Below are 21973 nucleotides of genomic sequence, written 5' to 3' on the forward strand. Positions count from 1 at the left end.
CGGCATGGCCGGAGGTTCTACCCGGGACCGCGGTTACGCGGTGTATCTGATTCCCGGCGTGCTGGCTTCGCTCGCGGTGATCGTCGTGCCGCTGGTGATGACCGTGTACTACAGCTTCACCAAGTGGACCGGGGTCGGCGACCCGCGCTGGGTCGGCTTCGACAACTACACCCGGCTGTTCGGCGACACCCTGTTCTGGCAGTCGTTCGGCAACATCGGGCTGCTCGTCATCGCGATGGCGATCGTCCCGACCCTGATCGGGCTGGTCCTGGCCGCGGTGCTCTTCGACTACGTGGCCAAGCACTTCGGCGACCGGTGGGCCGGGCTGTTCCGCTCCGGCTACTACCTGCCGCAGGTGCTACCGGTCGCGGTCACCGGCATCGTCTGGTCCTGGATCCTGCACCCGAGTTACGGCTCGCTCAACCAGATCCTGGACACGATCGGGCTCGGCTCGCTGGGCCGCAACTGGCTCGGTGACGAGAAGTACGCGCTGTACAGCGTGATGGCCGTGATGATCTGGTTCCAGCTCGGCTACCCGATCGTGATGTTCATGTCCGGGTTGTCGCGCATCGACCCGTCCCTCTACGAGGCCGCCGACCTGGACGGGGCGACCTGGTGGCAGCGGTTCCGCAGGATCACCGTCTACATGATCCGGCCCGAGTTCTACGTCGTGCTGGTCACCACCACGATCGCCGCGCTCAAGATCTTCGGGCAGGTCTTCGTGCTCACCAAGGGCGGGCCGAGCAACTCCACCCTGGTGCCGTCCTACTTCGCGTACAAGAACTTCTTCGAGAAAGCCCAGGTCGGGTACGGCTCGGCGATCTCCACCGTGCTGACGGTGCTGATCGTCATCCTCGCCTTCCTGTTCCTGCGTCTCCAGCACAGGTCGGAAGAGCTCAGATGACGGTTCGCAACCCGGTTCGCTTCTTCGTTCTCGCCGGACTGCTCGTGCTGTTGCTGCTGATGGTCGGCCCGCTTCTCGCGGTCGCCGTCAACGCCTTCAAGAGCCCCGCGGAGTACGCCGCCAACGGTCCGCTGTCGATCCCGGGCAGCCTCTACCTGGACGGCATCGTCGACTTCTGGAACCGGGTCGACTTCGGGCAGAAGCTCTGGAACAGCTTCGTCAGCGCGCTGACCGTGGCCGTCCTCGGTGTGGTGCTGTCCATCCTGAACGCGTACGCGCTCGGCATCGGCCGGGTCAAGGGCCGCGTCTGGTTCCTGGTGTTCTTCCTGGTCGCCAACCTGCTCCCGCAGGAGGTGCTGGTCTACCCGCTCTACTACATCTCCAAGGAGGTGGGGCTCTACGACAGCCTGATCGCGATCATCATCATCTTCACGGTCATCCAGAGCGCCTTCGGCACCTACCTGCTCACCTCGGTCTACACCGAGTTCCCCCGGGAGATGCTGGAAGCCGCGGCCATCGACGGCGCCGGCAAATGGCGCACCCTGTGGCGGGTCGTCGTCCCGATCAGTGCCCCCACCCTCGCGGTGCTGTTCACGTTCTTCTTCATCTGGACGTGGAACGAGTTCTTCCTGCCACTGATCTTCCTGGTCGGCAACGACAACCAGACCGTTCCCGTCGCTCTCGGCGTCCTGCAGGGCGACAAGATGATGGACGCCACCACGACCAGCGCCTCCGCCCTGATCGGCATCGTCCCCGCGATCCTCTTCTTCCTGATCTTCCAGCGGACCCTCACGCGCGGCATCGCCGCCGGCGCCATCAAGTAAAGGATGTCGATGAAGTTCACCGATGGCTACTGGCGTAAGCGCGCCGGACTGACCGTTCTGCACCCCGCCCAGCTCCAGGACACCGCGACCACCGCGGACACGCTGACCGTGTACGCCGCGACCCGGCCGATCACGCACCGCGGTGACACGCTGAACTCGGCGCTCATCACCGTGGAATGTACCGCCCCCGCGCCCGATGTCATCCGGGTGACCATCTCGAACTTCACCGGCGGCCGGCCGCGGACGCCTGTCTTCTCCATCGCGGAGTCTCCCGTGGAGGTCTCCGTCGATCAGCATTCGCTGACGTCCGGCTCGCTCACCGCACGGTTCACGCCGGGGGAGAAGTGGGCGCTCGACTTCCTCGACCCCGACGGGCGGCGGCTCACCGGCAGCGGCTGGAAGGGCATGGGAATCGTCACCGACGGTTCCGGCGGGGAATCCGGGCGATCCGGCGACTACGGCAACGCCGGGCACTACGTGCACGAGCAGCTCGACCTCGGGGTCGGCCAGGTCGTCTACGGGCTCGGCGAGCGGTTCGGGCCGATCGTCAAGAACGGGCAGACCGTCGACATCTGGAACGAGGACGGCGGCACCAGCAGCGAGCAGTCCTACAAGAACGTGCCCTTCTACTTCACCAACGGCGGGTACGGCGTCCTCGTCGACCATCCGGGCAAGGTGTCGTTCGAGGTGGCCAGTGAGATGGTCACCCGCAACCAGTTCAGCGTCGAGGGTCAGAGCCTGTCGTACCTGGTCATCCACGGTCCCACCCCGGCCGAGATCCTCCGCAAGTACACTGCGCTGACCGGGCGGCCCGCGCTGCCGCCGGCCTGGTCGTTCGGGCTGTGGCTGACCACGTCGTTCACCACCGACTACGACGAGGAGACGGTCAACAAGTTCGTCGGCGGGATGGCCGACCGGGACCTGCCGCTGTCGGTGTTCCACTTCGACTGCTTCTGGATGCGCGAGTTCAACTGGTGCGACTTCGAGTGGGATCCGCGGGTCTTCCCCGACCCGGAGGGCATGCTCAAACGGCTCGCCGACAAGGGGCTGCGCACCTGCCTGTGGATCAACCCGTACATCGCGCAGCGGTCCCCGCTCTTCGCCGAAGGCGCGTCGAAGGGGTACCTGCTCAAACGGCCGAACGGCGACGTCTTCCAGTGGGACCTGTGGCAGGCCGGGATGGGCCTGGTCGACTTCACCAACCCTTCTGCTCGCGAATGGTATGCCGCCAAGCTGCGCCGCCTCGTCGACATGGGGGTCGACGCGTTCAAGTCGGACTTCGGCGAGCGCGTCCCCACCGATGTGGTGTGGCATGACGGTTCCGACCCGGAGCGGATGCACAACTACTACACGCAGCTCTACAACCAGGTCGTCTTCGACGTGCTCCGGGAAGCCCGCGGTGAGGGTGAGGCGGTGCTGTTCGCCCGCTCGGCCACCGTCGGCGGCCAGCAGTTCCCGGTGCACTGGGGCGGCGACAACTCCAGCACCTTCGAGTCGATGGCGGAGAGCCTGCGCGGCGGGCTGTCGCTGACATCGTCCGGTTTCGGGTTCTGGAGCCACGACATCGGCGGTTTCGAAGGTATGCCGGACCCGGCCGTCTTCAAACGCTGGGTCGCGTTCGGCCTGCTGTCGTCGCACAGCCGCCTGCACGGCAGCTCGTCGTACCGGGTGCCGTGGCTGTTCGACGAGGAATCGGTGGACGTGCTGCGCTCGTTCACCCACCTCAAGTACCGCCTGATGCCGTACATCTTCGGCGCCGCCGTGGAAGCCCACCGCACCGGTGTGCCGGTGATGCGCTCGATGCCCATCGCGTTCCCGGACGATCCCGGCACCACCTATGTGGACCGGCAGTACATGCTCGGGCCGGACCTGCTGGTGGCCCCGGTGTTCTCGGCCGGGGGAGAGGTGACCTACTACGTTCCCGCTGGTACGTGGACCCGCTACCTCCCCGCCGCCGGAACCGCGGAGACGATCGAGGGCCCGCGCTGGGTGACCGAGACCCACGGTTTCGACACCGCCCCGCTGCTGGTCCGCCCCGGCGCGGTGATCCCGGTGGGCGCCCGCCAGGACCGCCCCGACTACGACTTCCGCGACGGCGTGACCCTGCACCTGTTCGACCCCAGGCCGGGCCGGACCGCGGTGGTGATCCCCGGCCAGTCAGAATCCGACACGGTCTTCACGGTATCGGTGGAACCCGACCGCATCGTGGTGGGCCGCATGGGCGACGCCCTCCCCTGGAACGTCCGAGTAGGCGAAAAGGTAACCGAAATCCCCGCCGACCAGGACAGCTGCACCCTCCCCTCGGCCGGCGAGAGCTGACCTCCGCCGACCGGAACAGCTGCACCCTCACCCTGGGGCAACAGCGTGGGTGAAAGGTGACCTCCGCCGATCAGGACAGCTGCACCCTCACCCTGGGTTAGCAGCGCCGAACGCCCGGCCCCATCCACCGATGGGGCCGGGCGTCTGCCTTGCCGGTTGAGCGATCGCTCAAGATGCACTACAGTGGCTTTTGAGCGCCTGCTCAATATTTCCTGTCGTTATCGCCTGGCCAGGACTCTTTCTGCCGGAACTCTGTGCAAGGAGTCCAGGCCAAGGGCTCCTTGTCATGGCTCCTTGTCAGGCTCTCTGTCAGGCAGAACGCGGAGGCACCCGGATGAGAACTCCACGACTGGCGAGCCGAGTCCACCGGCGGCTCCTGGTGAACTACCGCACCGACCCGGACATCACCGCACGGCTGTTGCCCGCCCCACTGCGCCCGCAGATCGTCAACGGATGGGCGGTCTCCGGAATCTGCCTGATCCGGTTGAGCGTCCTCAACGGCCTGGTCACCGAGAACGCCGCCCACCGGATCGCCGTCGCATGGGACACCCCCGACGGCGTCGCTCAGGGCGTCTACATCCCGCGCCGAGACACCGAGTCCCGGCTGGTCGCCTGGGCCGGCGGCCGGATCTTCCCCGGCCACCACCGGCACAGCCGGTTCGACGTGCAGGACGAAGCAGGCGAACTCCACCTGGCTTTCGCCGACGTCGACGTCCATGTCCGCCCGGCGGCCACCCTCGCAGGCAGTCACCTGTTCACCGAGACCGCCCAGGCGTCGGAGTTCTTCCGGCGCGGCGCCGTAGCCTACTCAGCCACCCCCGACCCGACCCGCCTAGACGGTCTACACCTGCTGACCGACGGCGGCGACGTCACCCCGGTCGAACTGTCCTCGGTCCGTTCCGCCTACTTCGACGACCCGTCCCGCTTCCCACCAGCCACAGCCATCCCCGACAGCGCCTTCCTGATGCGAGACCTGCCAGCCGTGTGGAAGCCGCTGCCCCCGATGACGGTCCGCCCAGCCACCGAACAGCCGGCACCCGCATAACCACCGGCCCGGGACCGGGGACCGATCCTGTGCCGTGAGGCCGCGCAGCATCACGGGCCGGCTTCGCCCGTGAGTCGACCTCCCCGCCGCGTTCGTTGACCGCGTTCGTTGCGGACCGCGCCCGCCGAACCGCTGTCGAGCGGTGACCGCGTGGTACCGTCACGCCGTTGTGGACTGTCCGGTCCGTGGTGACGTGGATCGGCGGGGTCGGAATCCGGTCCGCGTCGTGGGCTCGTCATGACTCGCCGCCGGTCGTGGTCGCTGGTTCCGGGGTCTTCGCCGTTTCCGTGTCTGGGGAAGGGCGGCCGCCATAGGTGACCTTGCGGGTCAAGGTTTCGAACGGGCCGCGCCGGCCGGACCGCCGCATCAGGTCGGCGATCAGGACGGTCGTCGCCCATGTGGCCACCGCCAGTAGTGCGGTGCCGCTGACGGTGAGCGTGCCGGAAAGATCGAGCAGGAACGGTGTGAACACCACCGCCCACGTCACCGACTGCATCAGATAGCAGCTCATCGAACGTTGCCCGGTCGCCACCACAGCCCGCAAGATCGCCCCGGGTGGCCGGGTGCTCTCGTTGCCGTTGTCTTGGGGGCCTTGGTTGGTTCGGGTGGGTTCGAAGCGGAGTGCTACCAGGGCGAACAGTGCCGCGTAGCCGAAGCCGCCGACGGTGCCGGTGGCGTCGTGCAGGGCTGCCGCGGCCTCCAGGAGTGGCTGGGCGGGGGCCGTCGTCACGCCGGACAGGAGCAGGGCGATCGGCTGAGCGCCCAGCACCGCGGCTCCGATGCCGGCGACGGCCACCGTGAGCAGCAGACGGCGGTGCCGCAGGGGATGCTCCAGGATGCGGCGGCGGCCGGCCCACAGGCCGAGGGCGAACGGGCACAGGAAACCCAGCGGGCCCAGTGCGGCGACGAACAGCGCTGTCGGTGGTCGCTCGGTGAACATGTCGGCCGGGCCGGTGGGCAGCATCGACTGGTCCGGCCCGGCATGGCTGATCGTGGCCAGGTCGGCGGTCGGCACGCTGGTCAACAGCAGGAGGACGACCGCCACCACGATCAGCCAGCGGTCCCGCCAGAAGACCATCAGCGCGCCGATCAGCAGGAGCACCCCGTAGGCCGCGAGGATGTCACCGACGTAGAAGAGCGTGGCGTCGGCCAGGCCCACCGCGATCAGGATCGCGGAACGTCGCCACAGCAACCGCCGGACCGCCGGCCGGCCACGGTCCTGCTGGCGCTGGACGATGCGGGCCACCCCGTACCCGAAGAGGAGCCCGAACATCGGGAACGATCGCCCGTCCACGAACGTCGACAGGATCCACACCACCGACCGGTCCAGGACCGTGCCGCCCTCGGGGTATCCGCCCAGATAGGACGTACCGTGAAGGAAGTAGTGGGTGTTGGCCAAGGCGATGAACAGGAGCATGAAGCCGCGGGCGAGGTCCGGGCCGAGAGCCCGTGCCGCCGGGGGTAGAGGGCCGATCCGCATGTCGCCGACACTACGAATCCGGCGGTGCCCGCCGCAGTTGGCGGAAGTCTACGATTGCCGCGACTTAAGTATCGGCGACCGGTTCACCAGTCAGGATGCCGTTCTCGTCCTGCAGGGTGCCGGTCGGGCCGTCGGCGGCGAGGGTGGCCAGGCGGACGACGGTGCGGGCGCTGTCCGGGACCGGGCGGCCGATCCCGTACGCGGCGGTCATGTCGGTGGCGGTGGTGCCCGGCTCGACGGCGTTGAACTTGATCTGCGGGTGCAGCTTGGCGTACTGCACCGTGAGCATGGTGGCGGCCGCCTTGGATGCCGCGTAGAGCGCGAGCGGCATGCCGGACTCGGGCCGCTCCGGGTTGGTGACCGCCCAGAACGATCCCATGCTGCTGGAGACGGTGACCACGGTCGGGTTCGCGGACTCCCGCAGCAACGGTAACGCGGCCTCGGTGACCCGGACGACACCGACCGCGTTGACGTCGAACGCGCGCAGTGCCGCCGGGCCGTCGACGTCACCGTCCGCGAGGATGCCCGCGTTGTTGATCAGGACGTCGAGCCGGCCCACGGTCGCCAGCGCGGCCCGCACCGACGCGTCGTCGGTCACGTCCAGCTGGACGAAGCGCGCGCCCAGTTCGGCGGCGGCCTTCTCGCCGCGGCCGGTGTCACGGGCGCCGATCCAGACGGTGTGGCCGATCTCGATCAGCTGCCGGGGCGGTCTCGAACCCGATGCCCTTGTTGGCGCCGGTGATCAGGGTGACGGTCATGCGGACTCCTTTTGTACTGATCGGTTGCGGCACCGCCGTAGCAAGTTTTGTACCGATCGGTCGGTGACCTGGGCCACGATTTGTACCGAGCGGTAGAGTGGGCTGATGAGTACCGGACGGCCGCGCGCCTTCGACGAGGAAGCGGTCCTCGACCGGGCCGCCGAGACCTTCTGGCGGTACGGCTACGAGGGCGCGTCGCTGAGTGCCCTCACCGCCGCGATGGGCATCAACCGGCCCAGCCTGTACGCCACGTTCGGCAGCAAGGAGCAGCTGTTCCGGCGCGTCTTCGCCCGCTACCACGCGAAGCAGGTCGGCTCCGCGAGGGCCGCGCTCGACCAGCCCTCGGCGTACGCGGCAATTGAAGCCTTTTTGCGCGCCAGCGCCGACGGCCTGACCGCAACCGATCACCCGCTCGGATGCCTCTCCATCCAGGGCGGGCTGGCCTGCTCGCCGGAGAACGCGGCGATCTCCGAGGTGCTCGCGGCGGGCCGGGCCGAGACCGAGGCCGCGATCGAGGCGCGGATGTCCCAGGCGGCGGCCGAGGGCGACCTGCCGGCCGGAATGGACGCCCGGGCGCTGGCACGGTTCGTGATGGCACTCAGTGAGGGCCACGCCGTGCACGCGGCAGCCGGCGCCGGCCGGGCGGAACTGCACGCCTCGGTCGACGTCGCCTTGAAGGTCGTCGCGATCCGCTGACAGTTTCCGGTCCGGGTGTCAGCGTGCGCATCCGGCCGCCGACGTCCATGGCGAATCTCCCGTCGAGAGGCCGGAAATATCCCCCCGCATTTCCGGAGTTGATCCCCATGAGTGCTGCGATTCCCCGGCGTGCCCTCATCAAAGCCGCCGGAATCGGCGACCAGGTCTCGTTCGCTGATCCACTACATGGCCCGGTCCGTGAGAACAACGTCTCCCGTGGACCTGCAAGGCTGCCGACTCGGTGACGATGCAGCGCTTCATCGTGGCGGGTGGCCGGGGGTGGGCTCAATAGGCGGGGCGCGGCCAACGCCTACACCGTCGGATTCGCGAATGCGGCTCGGTGCCGGGGTGGTCACTGCGAGCCTCGGCCTCTCCTTCGACTGCATCGACTTGCTCGCCGGACACTGCCCAGGCCTGTGGCCATCACAGGTCACCGGTCCGAAGCCAACGCTGTGAACATCGTCCGGAGGCGTGGCACCAAATCCGGGCGGGTATTTTTGACGTTCTGCACCAAGGAATCCTGCTCGGAATTTTGTCCCGCCAAGCGGCCGGGCAGTGCCGTGAGCAGGCCCTGCTCGAAAAGCCTCACCAAGAGGTCTGCGGTGACGTCCGGGTCGATGAGGTTATACAACTTGGCAATTACTCCGATTCCGATCGATGCCAGATTGCGGTCATCCTGAGGCTGACCTCGACCGAGGAACTCTAGGATGCGGCGGAGGACCACGGTTGCCAGGAAGCCATGAATCCCGTTTTGGTCGTAGATTCGTTGCAGAAGCGCGACGGCGATTCGAGCGTCGACCCGATCGGCGTGCAGATGATCCAGTAGCACGCGGACGAAGCCGCCATGTCCGAGTCCGTCATCGCGAGGTAGGAACATTTGCGTAGCGAACTGATCTGCGGCTTGGACGTTCTCGGTTGATGGACCGACCATGACGCGGAGGATGATGTGAGCAGCTGATGCCATGGGCCGGCCGTCGGCAACGGCGAATTGGTTGATGTTCAATCCGAGTGATTCGCTGAGCGGCTCCAGCGAGTGCTGCACGATGTCATCGAGCGTGTCACATTGGAAATAGGCTTTGCGTCGTAGCGCCAAGGGATTCAAGTCCCCCAGGTCGAGGTATCCATCGAGCAAGTTTTGACCGATTTTGAAAGTCCGGGAGAGATCGACTTCGCGAGGGGTGACCTTTTTGTCGAGAACAAGCTTAATGTCGCGAACACCGTCAAGCCAGATCCGGTCCACGTCGATGGAGTCGACCAGAGAGGTCCAGCCATCGGTCGTGAGCTGGGAACGCCAGAGCAGGGCTTGCGCATGCCAGGCGTCGACCGGGTCCGCGAGCTCCGAGTACAGCTCGCGGGCGTGGACGGTGCCGGTGGCGAGGCTGATCAGGAGAAGGTTGGCGGCGTAGGACGCATAGCGGGCCGGCTCGCTCGGGGACTGCGGGCGGTAATCGGCGTAACGTGCGGTCGGGGGAGTGCGATTGACCGTCCGGAACAATCGCAACGCGACCTGCCGGACGCCGTCGCGGACCTCGGCGGTCGTGGATTCCGACAGGGCTGCCAGGAATTCGACGACCGGGGCCCGGAGACTGAGTGGCTCGAATGACAGCAGGGCCCGGAGCAGGTCGTCGTCGGCGGGGCTGGAGTTGAACGACATCGTGGATGCGGCGTCTCGGGCGGCCACGTCGCGGATCAACTGCCAGGTCAGGCGGGCCACGAAGTACTCGGCGAACGTGGCGTGCAGGAACTCGAACGTCTGGAGTCTCTCCTCGTTCTGGGACGCCCTTGCCTGGTGGATGAAGAAGAACCTGCCCAGCGTCAACTCCGCGGTGCCCAACGGCGTTCGCATGTCGGTCGTGGGCGGGCGCTGGGCCGGAGTTCCGAACGGCAGCGCCGCCAGATCGCGGGCCAGGTCGGCCTCGGCCACCCATTGTGCCGCTCGGTTAAACATCGCGAACGCCACCACCGACAGGCGGCGCAGTTCGTTCTCCACTGCCACGTCACGGTCACGAGAGGACAGGCCGGGCCGCTGCTTGGATATCTCGCGGAGGGCGAAAGAACGCAACAGGTCCTCGTACAGCTGATGGGCCTGGATGTTGCCTTCGGCCTTTTGCAGCGCGTTTCCGGTGGTGTCGTAGAGGGCCAGCATCAGCAACAACAACGGCTGCCCGGCCAGGACCCGATGGGCCAGCACCACCGAGGCGGGCAGCGGCCGTAGACCCTGGGCTGCGAAATTGACCGCGTTGAGGTCGTTCCAGATGTCGAGCCAGGTGCCCACCCGCACGTCGTCGAAGGGGTCCAGGCGGATCGCGACCGTTCCCTCCGGGGAGCGGGCCCGGTCGGCCACCGCGGTTCGGGTGGTGACCAGAACCGCGACCGGGCGCCGCAATTCCGCCTCCCGTTCCTGGAAACGCGCGACCTTCAGCAGGTAATCGGTCTGCGTGACCCCGACGGCCTGCAGCAACTCGTCGAAACCGTCCAGGATGACGACCGGCAGCGCGCCCCCGGCGGACCGGGCCAGAGCCGGCCATTCGATCCGTTCGCCGGTGGCCAGCAGGATCGCGTGCTCGATCTGAAGCTGCAGCTCGTCGATGGTGGAGACGTCGCGCAGCACGACCCGCACCGGCATGAAGTCGGCGGACGGCAGCCGGGCCGCGAGAACCCGGGACAGCACCGACTTCCCTGACCCGGGCTGTCCGAGAACGAGCAGCGGCGCGCGCACCGCTTGCGGCGATGTGAGGTGCCCGATCAGGAAGTCCGAAAGATCGCCGCGCACCGCTCGGCCGTCCCACCAGGCTTCCTCACTGATCCGGTCGCCGGCCAGCACGTTCGAGGCCCGGAGCAGGGGCGGCACATACGCTTCACCCAGCGACGGCATCCGGATCCCGTCCGGAACCTCACCGGACTCGGCAACTTTCCGGGTCAGCTCTGCCCGGTTCGCGACAGCCAGACTCTGCCGTCGTTCCTCGGGCAGCCGTCCACTGGAGATCTCCCGCAGCAGCTCCTCCATGCCGGCGAGCGCCGCCCGGGTCGCCCGGTGCTCACGCATGCTCGCCCAGCAGGCGACTTCCGGGAAGTCCGCGACCAACCGGCGGAAGGATTCCTCGTACCGTCGGCAGGCTTCGGCAGGAACCGCGGCCAGACCGGCCTCGAACCGCGCCCGGTCAGCAGCAGGCAAGGTCTCCCAGGCGGCCAACCCGCGAACGAAATGCCGGACCCGTGCCTGCAGGAGCGAGTACCGGTCCCGCAACAGCTGAAGGAACCTCTCCGGCGGCGTCTGCGGATTCGGCATCAGATCACCGAAATGATGCAACGGCAGATCGGCTCCACCGGCGAGGGTGGTCTGCTCCGTCCGGGTGGGCAGCAGCGCGTCGAAGCCGAGCGAACCCAGCGCCTCGAAGAACGCGGACACGGCGAGCACCGTGTGGGCGGCCTCCAGACGGGCCGTGCGGTCGTAGCGGGACAGGCCGTTGCGGCGTTCCGACAGGGTGCGGACCAGGTCGTGGCTCAGGCGTACCAGCTCGACCTTCGCGTCGAACAGGCCGAGGATCTCGGCGGCTCCGGGGGCGGCGCCCAGCATCAGCCAGCCGGCCGACTTCTCCAGGGCGGTGACGATGCGGCTGTCCTGTCCGCCGAGCAGGCGGGCGGCGTCGGCGTAACTGAGCGACCGTGGCATCAGCCCATCATGAACTGTCGAAGCCGGCGAAGCGGCGGGCCAAGGCCCGGTGTTCGGCGGCGGCTCGGAGTGCGTCGGATTCGGCGATCGGGGAGCCGGGCATCGGGCCCAGTTCCGCCACCTGGTCGGCGAAGCGTAGGTGCTGGGCGCTGGCGTGTTCCCGGCACGGCAGGCAGGTGACGCGTTCCGGCAGGTGGGAGGTCATGGCCAGGGGCACCTCGGTGCCGCAGCCGGTCTCCACCGCGGCGGGGAGCTCGGCGACCAGACCGAACGTGGCGGCGAGCATGTCGCGGGTGCGCCCGGACCCGCTGAGCCGGGCCTCGACGTGGATGTGCGGATCCGTGTGTGTGGCCATCGACTCGACGGTAACTCGCTCTTCACTCAAGGGTGGGAGCCTGGCGGGGTTAACGTCCCCACCGGAGGGGACCTAAGACCCGTGCCGGTGTTCTTCGCCGCCGATACGTTGATCGAGACAAGTCAGGAACTCCGAAAAGACAAGTCAGGAACTCTGAACGTCGAGAGGAACGACCGTGACCGCCACGTTTGACCAGCAGGAACTCGTGCGGAAGCTCGCCGCGCCGGACGACGCCGAGGTCGCCGGCCTGGACGCCTGGTGGCGCGCGAACAACTACCTGACCGTCGGACAGATCTACCTCCAGGGCAACCCGCTGCTGCGTGAGCCGCTGACGTCCGAGCACATCAAGCCGCGCCTGCTCGGCCACTGGGGCACCAGCCCGGGCCTGTCGTTCGTCTACGCCCACGTCTCCCGGCTCATCAAGCAGACCGGTCAGCAGGCCATCTACCTGGCCGGGCCGGGGCACGGCGGTCCGGCGCTGGTCGCCGCGGGCTACCTGGAGGGCACGTACTCGGAGATCTATCCGAAGGTCAGCCAGGACGAGGGCGGTCTGCTGAAGCTGTTCCGTCAGTTCTCCTCGCCCGGCGGCATCCCCAGCCACGTGTCGGTGACCACGCCCGGCAGCATCCACGAGGGCGGCGAGCTGGGGTACGTGCTGGTGCACGCGTTCGGCGCGGTGATGGACAACCCGGATCTGCTGGCGATCGCGGTGGTCGGTGACGGCGAGGCGGAGACCGGTCCCCTCGAGGGCTCCTGGAAGGGTGTCTCCTTCATCAACCCGGAGCACGACGGCGCGGTCCTGCCGATCCTGCACCTCAACGGCGCGAAGATCGCCGGCCCGACGGTGCTGGCCCGCAAGGATCCGGCCGAGGTGCGCAAGTTCCTGGAGGGTCACGGCTACGACGTCCTGGAGATCGAGGGTGAGGATCTGCCGGGCATGCACCACCGGTTCGCGCAGACGCTCGCCGAGGCCTGGGGCAAGATCAAGAGCATTCAATCCGACGCCCGCGGCGGTACGTGGGACGGCAAGCGCCCGAACTGGCCGTTGATCATCATGCGTACCCCGAAGGGCTGGACCGGCCCGGAGAAGATCGACGGCATCACGGTGACCGGCACCTGGCGTTCGCACCAGGTCCCGCTCTCCGGGGTCAAGGGCAACGACGAGCACCTGGCCGAGCTGGAGAAGTGGCTCAAGTCGTACAAGCCGGAAGAGTTGTTCGACGCCTCCGGCGCGCCGGTGCGGCAGATCCTCGACGTGGCTCCGCCCGGTGACCTGCGGATGAGCGCCAGCCCGCACGCCAACGGCGGCCTGCTCACCAGAGATCTCGACATCCCGGACTTCCGTGACTACGGCATCGAGGTGAAGACGCCGGCCGCCGAACGTGCCGAGTCGACCCGCAAGCTGGGCGAGATGATGCGCGACATCTACTCGCGCAACCCGGACAGCTTCCGCCTGTTCTGCCCGGACGAGACCAACAGCAACCGGCTCGGCGCCGTCTTCGAGGTCTCCGACCGTGGCTTCATGGAGTCGGTCACCGCCGACGACGTGAAGATCAGCAACAAGGGCCGGGTCATGGAGGTGCTGTCCGAGCACAACTGCCACGGCTGGCTGGAGGGTTACAACCTGACCGGGCGGCACGGCATGTTCGCCACCTACGAGGCGTTCGCCATGGTCAGCGCGTCGCAGACGGTCCAGCACGGCAAGTGGCTGCAGGAGGCGTCGCACCTGCCCTGGCGGGCCAAGGTGCCGAGCCTGAACATCCTGCTCACCTCGACGGCGTGGCGCAACGACCACAACGGTTTCTCGCACCAGGGCCCCGGCCTGATCCAGGTGGTGCTGAACCAGCGTGGCAACGTGGCCCGCGTCTACCTGCCGCCGGACGCGAACACCCTGCTCTCGGTGGCCGACCACTGCTTCCGGTCCCGGTCGTACGTCAATCTGATCGTCATCGACAAGCAACCGCAGCTGCAATGGCTGACCATGGACCAGGCGATCGAGCACTGCCGGCAGGGCGCGGGCATCTGGGAGTGGGCCGGCAACGACGACGGTGGCAGCGATCCGGACATCGTGCTGGCCTGCGCCGGCGACGTGGTCACCATGGAGACGGTGGCCGCCGCGCAGATCCTCAAGGAGAAGCTGCCGCAGCTCAAGGTCCGGGTGGTCAACGTGGTCAACCTGATGACCCTGCCCCGGCCCAAGGACCACCCGCACGGCATGAGCGAGACCCTGTTCCGTGAGCTGTTCACCGAAACGGTGGACGTGGTGTTCAGCTTCCACGGCTACCCGGGCGCCATCCACCAGCTGGTGCACGGCCGCCCGGACGCCGACCGGTTCCGGGTGCGCGGTTTCATCGAGCAGGGCACCACGACCACGCCGTTCGACATGACGGTTCGCAACCGGGCGTCGCGCTATCACCTGGTGATGGACGCGATCAACAACGCCAAGCGGCTGCCGGCCGGCGCCAGCGAACTCAAGGCGTGGTGCGAGAAGCAGCTGGAGAAGCACGAGAAGTACGTCGTCGAACACCTCGAGGACATGCCCGAGGTGCGGGACTGGTCGCTGGGGGACTGGGCCGAGCACTGAGATGACCATTACCGCGCGCGAATCAACAGATTCGCGCGCGGTGCATTCAGCAAGAACCAAACAATTCTTGCGAATCTGCAGTCGTGGGACTTCTCACCCTTTTATTCATCGGCGCTTTACCAGAGAGTGATGGGAGCACAACCACCCGTCGCTCGACGATGAGGAAGGGGACCCCCGTATGACCGCCACCCTGAACCCCTGGCCGACGACCCGGCAGGGATCCACCGACCACCCGGTGCAGACGTTGCAGTACCTGCTTCTCGCCCACGGTCACACGGTCACCGTCGACGGAGTCTTCGGCTCCGAGACCGGCGCCGCGGTGCGCGCCTTCCAGTGGGCCAAGAGCATCCCCGACAACGGGGTCGTCGACTCGGCGACGTGGCGGGCGCTGCTCGTCGAGGTGCGGCCCGGTGCGAGCGGCAGCGCGGTCCGTGGTCTCCAGGAGGAGTTCGCCCTGGATGCCGCCGACGGCGTGTACGGGCCCAAGACCGAAGCCGCCATCCGCGACCTGCAGGAGACGCTGCGGTCCACCGGCGCCCCGGTGTCGGTCGACGGGATCGCCGGCCCGCAGACCTGGCAGGCGGTCGTCAGCGGCCTCCGCGAAGCGGCCCCGTTGAGCAAAGCGGCCTGACGCTCCGTCCGGTGATCTCCGGCGCGGTCCGCGCCGGAGATCACCGCCGGAACGAGGGGTCGAAGCCGAACGGCAGTTCCAGGCGGTGGGCGGCCATCAGCTCGCGGTCCGCGAGCAGGTCACCGGTGGCGGCGTCGGCCACGATCCGGCCGCCGTCCAGGATCACCGAGCGAGGACAGAGCTCCAGCGCGTACGGCAGATCATGCGTCACCATCAGCACCGTGACCGGCAGATCGGCGAGGATCCCGGCCAGCTCACGGCGGCTCGCCGGATCCAGATTGGACGACGGCTCGTCCAGCACCAGGATCGACGGCCGCATCGCCAGCACGGTCGCCACCGCCACCCGGCGGCGCTGCCCGAACGACAGATGATGCGGGATCTGGTCCCGGTGCTCCAGCATGCCGACCGCGGTGAGCGCCTCGGTGACCCGTGATGCGAGTTCCTCACCGTGTACACCCAGATTGGAAGGTCCGAAAGCGACGTCCTCGGCGACCGTCGGCATGAACAGCTGATCGTCGGGGTCCTGGAAGACGATGCCGACCCGGCGGCGGATCTCGGTGATCGCCTGCCGGTCGCGCGGGGTGACCGGCAGCCCGGCCACCTCGACCCGCCCGCCGCCACCGTGCAGGATGCCGTTGAGGTGCAGCACCAGGGTGGTCTTGCCGGCGCCGTTCGGGCCGAGCAGCGCCACCCGCTCCCCGTCGGCGATCGACAGGTCGACGCCGAACAGCGCCTGCCGCCCGTCGGGGTAGGCGAAGGTCAGACCACTGATCGCGAGTGCCGGAGTCACGTCGATCATGCTAGGGCCACGGCGATGCCGAGAGCCGCGGCCGGTAGCAGTGCCGAGAGAACCCACTCGCGGACGGGAGCCGTTCTCGACGAGCCCACCGGCATCCGGCCGGAGTAGCCACGCGACAGCATTGCCAGGTACACGCGCTCGCCCCGCTCGTACGACCGCAGGAAAAGTGACCCCACGCCCACCGCGAACGCCTTCGCCTGCCAGAGGAACCGCGGGTCGTAACCGCGCGACACCCGGGCGATCCGCATCCGCCGCGCGTCGTCGGCCAGCACGTCGATGTAGCGCAGCATGAACATCATGATCTGGGTGATCACCGCCGGGCAGCGCAGCCGGTCCAGGCCGGTGATCAGATCCCGCATCGGGGTGGTCGCGGCCAGCAGCAGCGAGGCCAGCACACCCAGGGTGCCCTTGGCGAAGATGTTCCACGCCCCGTGCAGGCCGTCGACCGACAGCGACAGCCCCAGCCAGTCGACCCGCTCCCCCTGGCCGAAGATCGGCAGAGCCACCGCCAGCAGCACGAACGGCAGCTCGATGGTGGCCCGTTTGAGCAGCCAGAACGCCGGCACCCGGGCCAGCACCGCGACGATCGCGATCAGCACCGCGTAACCGCCGAACGCGGCGAACTCCGCCCTCGGCGTGAGCACCACGACGATCGTGAACAGCAGCACCGACGCGATCTTCACCTCGGGGGAGAGCCGGTGCACCGGGCTCTCCCCGTCGAGATGCAGGAGTTTCATGCGGTGATTTTAGGAGACCAGGGCATCGGCGACGTCACGGCGGGGCGACGGGTGACCCGGCTGGCCGAAACCGATCCGGAACGCGATCTGCGGGAACCCGGTCCGCCCCAGCGAACGCCGCAACTGATCCCGGGCCGGCGCCACCTCGATCGGCTGCGAGATCAGCGAACTCGCCAGGCCCGCGTCGGTGGCGGTCAGCAGCACGTGCTGCAGCGCCTGACCGGCCATCAGATGATCCAGTTTCCGGTCCCCGGCCGTGCCCAGGATCCCGACCAGCGGCTCCGGCTCGTAATCCCGTCCCGCCGCCCGGCGCCGTCCGCCGAAGTTGCGCTGCGGCAGCAGATCCTGCGCCTCGGTGACCGCCGCGGCCGCCACCGCCGGGATGCCGTCCTCCGCCGACTCGGTGTCGGTCCAGGTGATCAACTCGGCCTGGTAGCGGGTGTCCCGGCGCAGCACCCGGTCGGCGCTGTGCGCGATCTCCGAGAACCCGGTCAGCGCCGTCATCCCGACCAGCAGATCCAGCCAGGTGCCCTCCACCCGGGCCGCCTCGATCAGCCGCACCCGCACGTCGGCCGGCACCGGATCCGGCCAGAACGGCTCCCGGTTGCTGTACCGGCGCTCGATCGCCGCGTACAGATCCCGCTCGGTGTAGGTCGGCGGCCGGTGCCGGGCCGGCGTCAACCGGGCGATCAACTCGGGCTGGCCGCTCTCCGGCAGCAGCAGCACGTCCGCCGGGGTGCCCGCCCACGCCAGCGCCAGCCGGGCGTTGAAGGTGGCCGCGCCCAGCGCCAGCCGCATCGCCCACCCACCGCCGGAATCGGCGATCGCCAGCTGCCGGTTCGGATCGGCCATCACCTCGATGGCGCCGTCCCGCAGACGGAACGCCCACGGCTGGCTGTTGTACATGGAGGGGGCCTGGATCCCGGCCGCGGCGGCGCGCCGCAGGTCGGACGAGTCGTAGCGGTTCACGGCGATTCTCCTTCACTGTCCCCTACACCGTGCCTCGCGAGACTCCCGGTGATAAGGGCCGAAGGTCCCGGTCAACTGCCGATCGGAACGCGCCACGTCATCAGCGTGCCCGGGCCGTCCGAACGGGGCCCGATCTCGAAACCGCCGCCCAGGTCATGGGCCCGCTCACCCATGTTCACCACACCACCCCGGGCCAGCGCCGGATCGATGCCCACCCCGTCGTCCTCCACCTGCAGGATCACCTGCCGGTCGGCGACCCGCACCGACACCCGGACACTGCGCGCCCGCGCGTGCCGGGACACGTTCGACAACGCCTCCCGCAGCACCGCCATCAGCTCCGGCACGATGTCGTCCGGCACCGAACTCTCCACCGGCCCGGTCGTCTCCAGCGTCGGCCGGAACCCGAGCGTGTCCAGCGCCGCGTCACAGGTGTCCCGCAACTCGGTCCGCAACGTGGCGCCCACCGGCGCCCGCAACTCGAAGATCGACCGCCGGATGTCCCGGATCGTGGCGTCCAGATCGTCGACCGCCGTGTTGATCCGCTGCACCACCTGCGGCGGGACACCCGGCGCCATCGCGCCCTGCAACTGCATGCCGGTCGCGAACAGCCGCTGGATCACCACGTCGTGCAGATCCCGGGCGATCCGCTCCCGGTCCTCCAGCACCGCCAGCAGCTCCCGCTCCTCCTGCGCCCGCGCCCGCTCCAGCGCCAGCGCCGCCTGCCCCGCGAACGTCGACAACAGCGCCGCGTCGTCGACACTCGCCGGGCGGCTCACGATCAGCACCCCCGGCGGGTCACTCTTCAACGGCGCCACCAGGGCCGGGCCGTCCGGCACCGGAGCCGGCCACTCGGCGGCCTCGCACAGGTTCTCCACCAGGCGGTACTCGTCGTCGGCGTCGAACGCCGGCAACACCTTCCCGGTCAGCGTCGCATCGGCGCCGTCGACCACCTCCACCCGGAACCGGTCGCTGTCGCTCTCCCGGAGCAGCACCAGCACCAGCTCGGCGTCGGCCACCTCCCGGGCCCGGCGGGCGATCAGCCGCAGCGCCTCGGTCCGGCGCACCGTCCCCAACAGCACGCCGGTGATCTCGGCGGCCGCCGACAGCCAGCGCTGACGGCGCTGGGCCAGCGCGTACAGCCGGGCGTTGTCGATCGCCACACCCGCCGCGGCGGCCAGCGCGACCACGATCTCCTCGTCGTCGTCGGTGAACTCGTCGGCGCCCAGCTTCTCGGCCAGGTAGAGATTGCCGAAGATCTGATCCCGGGTCCGCACCGGGACACCCAGGAAGCTGTGCATCGGCGGATGGTTCGGCGGGAACCCGAACGAATTCGGGTGCTGGGTGATGTCCGGCAGCCGCACCGGCTTCGGATCGGTGATCAGCAGGCCCAGCACGCCACGCCCGTGCGGCAGATCACCGATCTTCGCGTGCAGCGCCGGCTCGATACCGTGCGTGACGAAGTCGGACAGGCTGCGGCGGTCCGGGCCGACCACGCCGAGAGCGCCGTACCGCGCCCCCGCGAGCGCGCACGCCGCCTCCACGATCCGCTGCAGCGTGCTGCTCAGATCCAGGTCGGTGCCGATGCCGACAACCGCGTCGAGCAGAGCTCTCAGCCGCTCCCGGCTGGTGACGATGTCACCCACCCGGTTCTGCATCTCCGACAGCAGCTCATCGAGCCGAACCCGGGAGAGAGGAGTGAGCCCCAACGAGGGAGTCGACGCATCAGCCACGCCGTCGAGGCTATCCGGTGCCCCGTCCGGCCTGCCCGGGGCCTTTGTCCCCACCCCACCCCGCCCTCCACACCGCAGCCGGCCCTCCACACCGCAGCCGGCCCTCCACACCGCAGCCGGCCCTCCACACCGCAGCCGCCCCCACACCGCAGCCGCTCCATCGGCGCAGCCTGCCCCACCCCGCCGGCACCCCGCCAGTGCGGCTCGACTCGTCCCCGGCGGCGTGCCGCGGCGCCGCGACGTCTGGCAAAAGGTGCGCCGTGATGACAACGGCTCGGCCCACCGCGCCAGCACGTCGCGGCTCGGCCCGGGCGTGGCAGCGTGCCGCGGTTCGACCCGGGCTTGTCCCGATCCCGCCTGGCCGCGTGCCGCTGTTCTGCCCGGCGTTGTCGCGGTCCTCCCGGCAGCATGGCGCGGTTCGGTCCGGCGTTGTCCCGGGCCTGGGTGGGCCGGTGTCCGGGGGCTTGTTCGCCGCGCGGGACTTTGGTCCCTAGGTGGCCGGGACATCTCAGGGTAGAAATTGAGACATGATCCGAGTCTTTCTCCTCGACGACCACGAGGTCGTCCGCCGCGGCCTGATCGACCTGCTCCAGGCCGGTGGGGACATCGAGGTGGTCGGCGAGTCCGGGTCCGCCCAGGAGGCGGCCCGCCGCATCCCCGCGCTGCGCCCCGACGTCGCGGTCCTCGACGCCCGGCTGCCCGACGGCAACGGCATCGACGTCTGCCGTGACGTGCGCGCCGTCGACTCGTCGATCAAGGGCCTGATCCTCACCTCCTACGAGGACGACGAGGCCCTCTTCGCCGCGATCATGGCCGGGGCCTCCGGTTACGTGCTCAAGCAGATCCGCGGCACCGACCTGGTCGACGCCGTCCGCCGGGTGGCCTCCGGCCAGTCCCTGCTCGACCCGGCCGTCACCCAGCGCGTCCTGGAGCGCATCCGCAACGGCGTCGAACAGCCCCGCGAACTGGCCTCCCTCACCGACCAGGAACGCCGCATCCTGGGATTCGTAGCCGAGGGCCTGACCAACCGCGAGATCGCCGGCCGCATGTTCCTGGCCGAGAAGACGGTGAAGAACTACGTGTCGAGCCTCCTCGCAAAACTGGGCCTGGAGCGCCGCACGCAGGCCGCCGTCCTGGCCACCAAACTGCTCGGCGACCACCCCTCACAGCACCACTGAGCGCACCGTCCCAGCATCACCGAGGCGGGCGTCTGCCGTGGCCCGGGCGATTTCGTCCGGGCCACTTCTCTTTTTTCGGTACGGTCCACGAACAGTCCCGTGGCCGTCCCGCGAGGTCCGCGCCGCACCGGACCGACCAGCGACCGCCGGGCCGGATGCGGTGGTCACCGCGAACCCGGAACCGATTCCCATGTGGCCCCCTCCCGCTTGCCGTGGCTCAAGCTTTCCGCGTTTTCGGGCGGCCGTGTAAGGGCCCGGGCAGGGGCGGAACCGTGAGTATTGACACCCAACATGTTTGTCACAAAACTATCGAGCCATGACGATCGTGATCGCCGATGCCAGGATCCACCGCTTGCCGTCGGAGGACGTGGAGCCGATCGCGATGGGGAACAAGAGGGCTGTCGGCTTCCGTTTGCCGGGGGACGGGATTCACCACCTGCCGGTGGAGGAGACGGAGCTGATTGCGAAGGGGGGTAAGGAGGCTGCCGGTTTCCGTTTGCCGGGGGACGGGATCCGCCACCTGCCGGTGGAGGAGATGGAGCCGATTGCGATGGGGAGCAAGTGGGCTGTCGGCTTCCGTTTGCTGGGGGATGGGATCCGTCGGCCGCTGAGTGAAGAGGCGGAGCCGATTGCGACGAGGAACAAGAAGGCCGCCGGTTTTCGTTCGGAGGTGCTCGGCGACCGGGCGGCGTTGAGCCCGGCCGGGGGTGCTGCGTGACCGCGCTGGATGCTGCTCGGCTGGCGGCTGTCATCTCGCCCCTGCGGCGGACCCTGTTGTCCACCGCTCGGGCCGCTGAGCGGCTTCCGGAGATTCCGGATGCGCAGATCGAGATCATTCGGGCTCTGCCCCGGGGTTCGGTGGCCTCGCCCGGTGAGCTGGCCGGCCGGCTCGGGCTGAGTCGTCCTACCATCAGCAACCTGCTCACCACTATGGAGACCGCCGGTCTGATCGAGCGTCGCCCTCGCCCCGGTGACCGCCGTCATGTCGAGGTGCTGGCCACCGAACGGGCCCTCGAACTGTTCGCCCGCTTCGACCGGGCCTCCGGCGATCTGGTCGCCGCCGCCGCGGAAACCCTCGCCCCGGCCGATCACGCGGCGCTGATCGCGGCCCTGCCCGCACTGGAACGCCTACGCGACGCCCTGGCCGCCGGAAGCGAGGCCTTGGCCGCCGGAAGTATCACCCCGGCCGCCGGAGGCACCGTCCCGGACAGCCGAAGCGATGCCGTGGATTCCCGGTGCGAGGCCCCGGCCGGGCGCCGGGAACGAGGCCCTGGCTGGCCCGAACCTAGGT

At 68.7% G+C, this 21973-nt stretch carries 18 protein-coding genes; 10 read left to right on the plus strand and 8 right to left on the minus strand.

The genetic code is table 11. From position 1 onward, the window contains the following. Positions 1–4: 4 nt before the first annotated feature. From Aco03nite_RS47335 to Aco03nite_RS47350, 4 genes are all read left to right on the plus strand, one after another. Positions 5–904, plus strand: a complete 900-nt coding sequence (locus tag Aco03nite_RS47335) for a carbohydrate ABC transporter permease (protein ID WP_203808802.1) — start codon at positions 5–7, stop codon at positions 902–904. Further along, positions 901–1728 carry a carbohydrate ABC transporter permease gene (locus Aco03nite_RS47340; RefSeq protein ID WP_203808804.1) on the plus strand — a complete coding sequence of 276 codons (828 nt, stop codon included), beginning with the start codon at positions 901–903 and terminating at the stop codon, positions 1726–1728. Before Aco03nite_RS47335 ends, Aco03nite_RS47340 begins: the two co-directional genes overlap by 4 nt. Before the next feature lie 9 nt (positions 1729–1737). Continuing rightward, positions 1738–4047 carry an alpha-xylosidase gene (gene yicI / locus Aco03nite_RS47345; RefSeq protein WP_203808806.1) on the plus strand — a complete coding sequence of 770 codons (2310 nt, stop codon included), beginning with the start codon at positions 1738–1740 and terminating at the stop codon, positions 4045–4047. 334 nt (positions 4048–4381) lie between these two features. Beyond that, complete coding sequence (locus Aco03nite_RS47350; RefSeq protein WP_203808809.1) at positions 4382–5092, plus strand: hypothetical protein; 711 nt, start codon at positions 4382–4384, stop codon at positions 5090–5092. 235 nt (positions 5093–5327) lie between these two features. On the opposite strand, the gene Aco03nite_RS47355 is transcribed toward Aco03nite_RS47350, so the two are convergent. Further along, the gene (locus Aco03nite_RS47355) at positions 5328–6572 is read right to left on the minus strand and encodes a DUF418 domain-containing protein (protein ID WP_203808811.1); all 1245 of its coding nucleotides are present in this window, start codon (positions 6570–6572) and stop codon (positions 5328–5330) included. Positions 6573–6636: 64 nt separating this feature from the next. Further along, a complete protein-coding gene (locus Aco03nite_RS47360; RefSeq protein ID WP_307837686.1) occupies positions 6637–7269 on the minus strand; it encodes an SDR family NAD(P)-dependent oxidoreductase in 633 nt (210 codons plus the stop codon). Positions 7270–7435: 166 nt separating this feature from the next. Here Aco03nite_RS47360 and Aco03nite_RS47365 point away from each other — a divergent pair, with 166 nt between their 5' ends. Next, entirely contained in the window at positions 7436–8026 is a 591-nt protein-coding gene (locus Aco03nite_RS47365) for a TetR/AcrR family transcriptional regulator (protein WP_203808813.1), read from the plus strand. 430 nt (positions 8027–8456) lie between these two features. Here Aco03nite_RS47365 and Aco03nite_RS47370 read toward each other — a convergent pair whose 3' ends face one another. Both Aco03nite_RS47370 and Aco03nite_RS47375 read right to left on the minus strand, forming a co-directional pair. Further along, complete coding sequence (locus tag Aco03nite_RS47370) at positions 8457–11699, minus strand: NACHT domain-containing protein (RefSeq protein ID WP_203808815.1); 3243 nt, start codon at positions 11697–11699, stop codon at positions 8457–8459. A gap of 7 nt (positions 11700–11706) precedes the next feature. Next, positions 11707–12054, minus strand: a complete 348-nt coding sequence (locus Aco03nite_RS47375) for a hypothetical protein (protein WP_203808817.1) — start codon at positions 12052–12054, stop codon at positions 11707–11709. Positions 12055–12229: 175 nt separating this feature from the next. On the opposite strand from Aco03nite_RS47375, the gene Aco03nite_RS47380 reads away from it, so the two are divergent. Together Aco03nite_RS47380 and Aco03nite_RS47385 are read left to right on the plus strand one after the other, a co-directional pair. After that, positions 12230–14638 carry a phosphoketolase family protein gene (locus Aco03nite_RS47380; RefSeq protein ID WP_203808819.1) on the plus strand — a complete coding sequence of 803 codons (2409 nt, stop codon included), beginning with the start codon at positions 12230–12232 and terminating at the stop codon, positions 14636–14638. Between the two features lie 178 nt (positions 14639–14816). Next, the gene (locus Aco03nite_RS47385; protein WP_203808821.1) at positions 14817–15269 is read left to right on the plus strand and encodes a peptidoglycan-binding domain-containing protein; all 453 of its coding nucleotides are present in this window, start codon (positions 14817–14819) and stop codon (positions 15267–15269) included. Between the two features lie 40 nt (positions 15270–15309). Here the strand turns inward: Aco03nite_RS47385 and Aco03nite_RS47390 are convergent, their stop codons facing one another. From Aco03nite_RS47390 to Aco03nite_RS47405, 4 genes are all read right to left on the minus strand, one after another. After that, a complete protein-coding gene (locus Aco03nite_RS47390; RefSeq protein ID WP_203808823.1) occupies positions 15310–16068 on the minus strand; it encodes an energy-coupling factor ABC transporter ATP-binding protein in 759 nt (252 codons plus the stop codon). Next, entirely contained in the window at positions 16065–16805 is a 741-nt protein-coding gene (gene cbiQ, locus Aco03nite_RS47395) for a cobalt ECF transporter T component CbiQ (RefSeq protein WP_203808825.1), read from the minus strand. Before cbiQ ends, Aco03nite_RS47390 begins: the two co-directional genes overlap by 4 nt. Before the next feature lie 9 nt (positions 16806–16814). Further along, the gene (locus tag Aco03nite_RS47400) at positions 16815–17774 is read right to left on the minus strand and encodes an Acg family FMN-binding oxidoreductase (RefSeq protein ID WP_239146014.1); all 960 of its coding nucleotides are present in this window, start codon (positions 17772–17774) and stop codon (positions 16815–16817) included. 71 nt (positions 17775–17845) lie between these two features. Beyond that, on the minus strand, positions 17846–19429 hold the full coding sequence (locus Aco03nite_RS47405; RefSeq protein WP_239146018.1) for a GAF domain-containing sensor histidine kinase: 1584 nt from the start codon (positions 19427–19429) through the stop codon (positions 17846–17848). A 602-nt stretch (positions 19430–20031) separates the two neighbouring features. Here Aco03nite_RS47405 and Aco03nite_RS47410 point away from each other — a divergent pair. From Aco03nite_RS47410 to Aco03nite_RS47420, 3 genes are all read left to right on the plus strand, one after another. Further along, positions 20032–20682 carry a response regulator gene (locus Aco03nite_RS47410; RefSeq protein ID WP_203808828.1) on the plus strand — a complete coding sequence of 217 codons (651 nt, stop codon included), beginning with the start codon at positions 20032–20034 and terminating at the stop codon, positions 20680–20682. A 316-nt stretch (positions 20683–20998) separates the two neighbouring features. Continuing rightward, a complete protein-coding gene (locus tag Aco03nite_RS47415) occupies positions 20999–21400 on the plus strand; it encodes a hypothetical protein (RefSeq protein WP_203808830.1) in 402 nt (133 codons plus the stop codon). Then, on the plus strand, positions 21397–21973 hold a 577-nt coding region (locus Aco03nite_RS47420; protein ID WP_203808832.1), incomplete at its 3' end, for a MarR family winged helix-turn-helix transcriptional regulator. The genes Aco03nite_RS47415 and Aco03nite_RS47420, both read left to right, overlap by 4 nt.

Origin of the sequence: Actinoplanes couchii, from assembly GCF_016862075.1 — a bacterium.
GTDB lineage: Bacteria > Actinomycetota > Actinomycetes > Mycobacteriales > Micromonosporaceae > Actinoplanes > Actinoplanes couchii.

Bases quoted from the DNA above. Each gene is read 5' to 3' on its own strand.
- cbiQ (WP_203808825.1), bottom strand. From the start codon at position 16,805: ATGAAACTCCTGCATCTCGACGGGGAGAGCCCGGTGCACCGGCTCTCC.
- yicI (WP_203808806.1), top strand. From the start codon at position 1,738: ATGAAGTTCACCGATGGCTACTGGCGTAAGCGCGCCGGACTGACCGTT.
- Aco03nite_RS47415 (WP_203808830.1), top strand. From the start codon at position 20,999: ATGACGATCGTGATCGCCGATGCCAGGATCCACCGCTTGCCGTCGGAG.
- Aco03nite_RS47370 (WP_203808815.1), bottom strand. From the start codon at position 11,699: ATGCCACGGTCGCTCAGTTACGCCGACGCCGCCCGCCTGCTCGGCGGA.
- Aco03nite_RS47365 (WP_203808813.1), top strand. From the start codon at position 7,436: ATGAGTACCGGACGGCCGCGCGCCTTCGACGAGGAAGCGGTCCTCGAC.
- Aco03nite_RS47350 (WP_203808809.1), top strand. From the start codon at position 4,382: ATGAGAACTCCACGACTGGCGAGCCGAGTCCACCGGCGGCTCCTGGTG.
- Aco03nite_RS47355 (WP_203808811.1), bottom strand. From the start codon at position 6,572: ATGCGGATCGGCCCTCTACCCCCGGCGGCACGGGCTCTCGGCCCGGAC.
- Aco03nite_RS47410 (WP_203808828.1), top strand. From the start codon at position 20,032: ATGATCCGAGTCTTTCTCCTCGACGACCACGAGGTCGTCCGCCGCGGC.
- Aco03nite_RS47340 (WP_203808804.1), top strand. From the start codon at position 901: ATGACGGTTCGCAACCCGGTTCGCTTCTTCGTTCTCGCCGGACTGCTC.
- Aco03nite_RS47405 (WP_239146018.1), bottom strand. From the start codon at position 19,429: ATGCAGAACCGGGTGGGTGACATCGTCACCAGCCGGGAGCGGCTGAGA.
- Aco03nite_RS47390 (WP_203808823.1), bottom strand. From the start codon at position 16,068: ATGATCGACGTGACTCCGGCACTCGCGATCAGTGGTCTGACCTTCGCC.
- Aco03nite_RS47335 (WP_203808802.1), top strand. From the start codon at position 5: ATGGCCGGAGGTTCTACCCGGGACCGCGGTTACGCGGTGTATCTGATT.
- Aco03nite_RS47375 (WP_203808817.1), bottom strand. From the start codon at position 12,054: ATGGCCACACACACGGATCCGCACATCCACGTCGAGGCCCGGCTCAGC.
- Aco03nite_RS47385 (WP_203808821.1), top strand. From the start codon at position 14,817: ATGACCGCCACCCTGAACCCCTGGCCGACGACCCGGCAGGGATCCACC.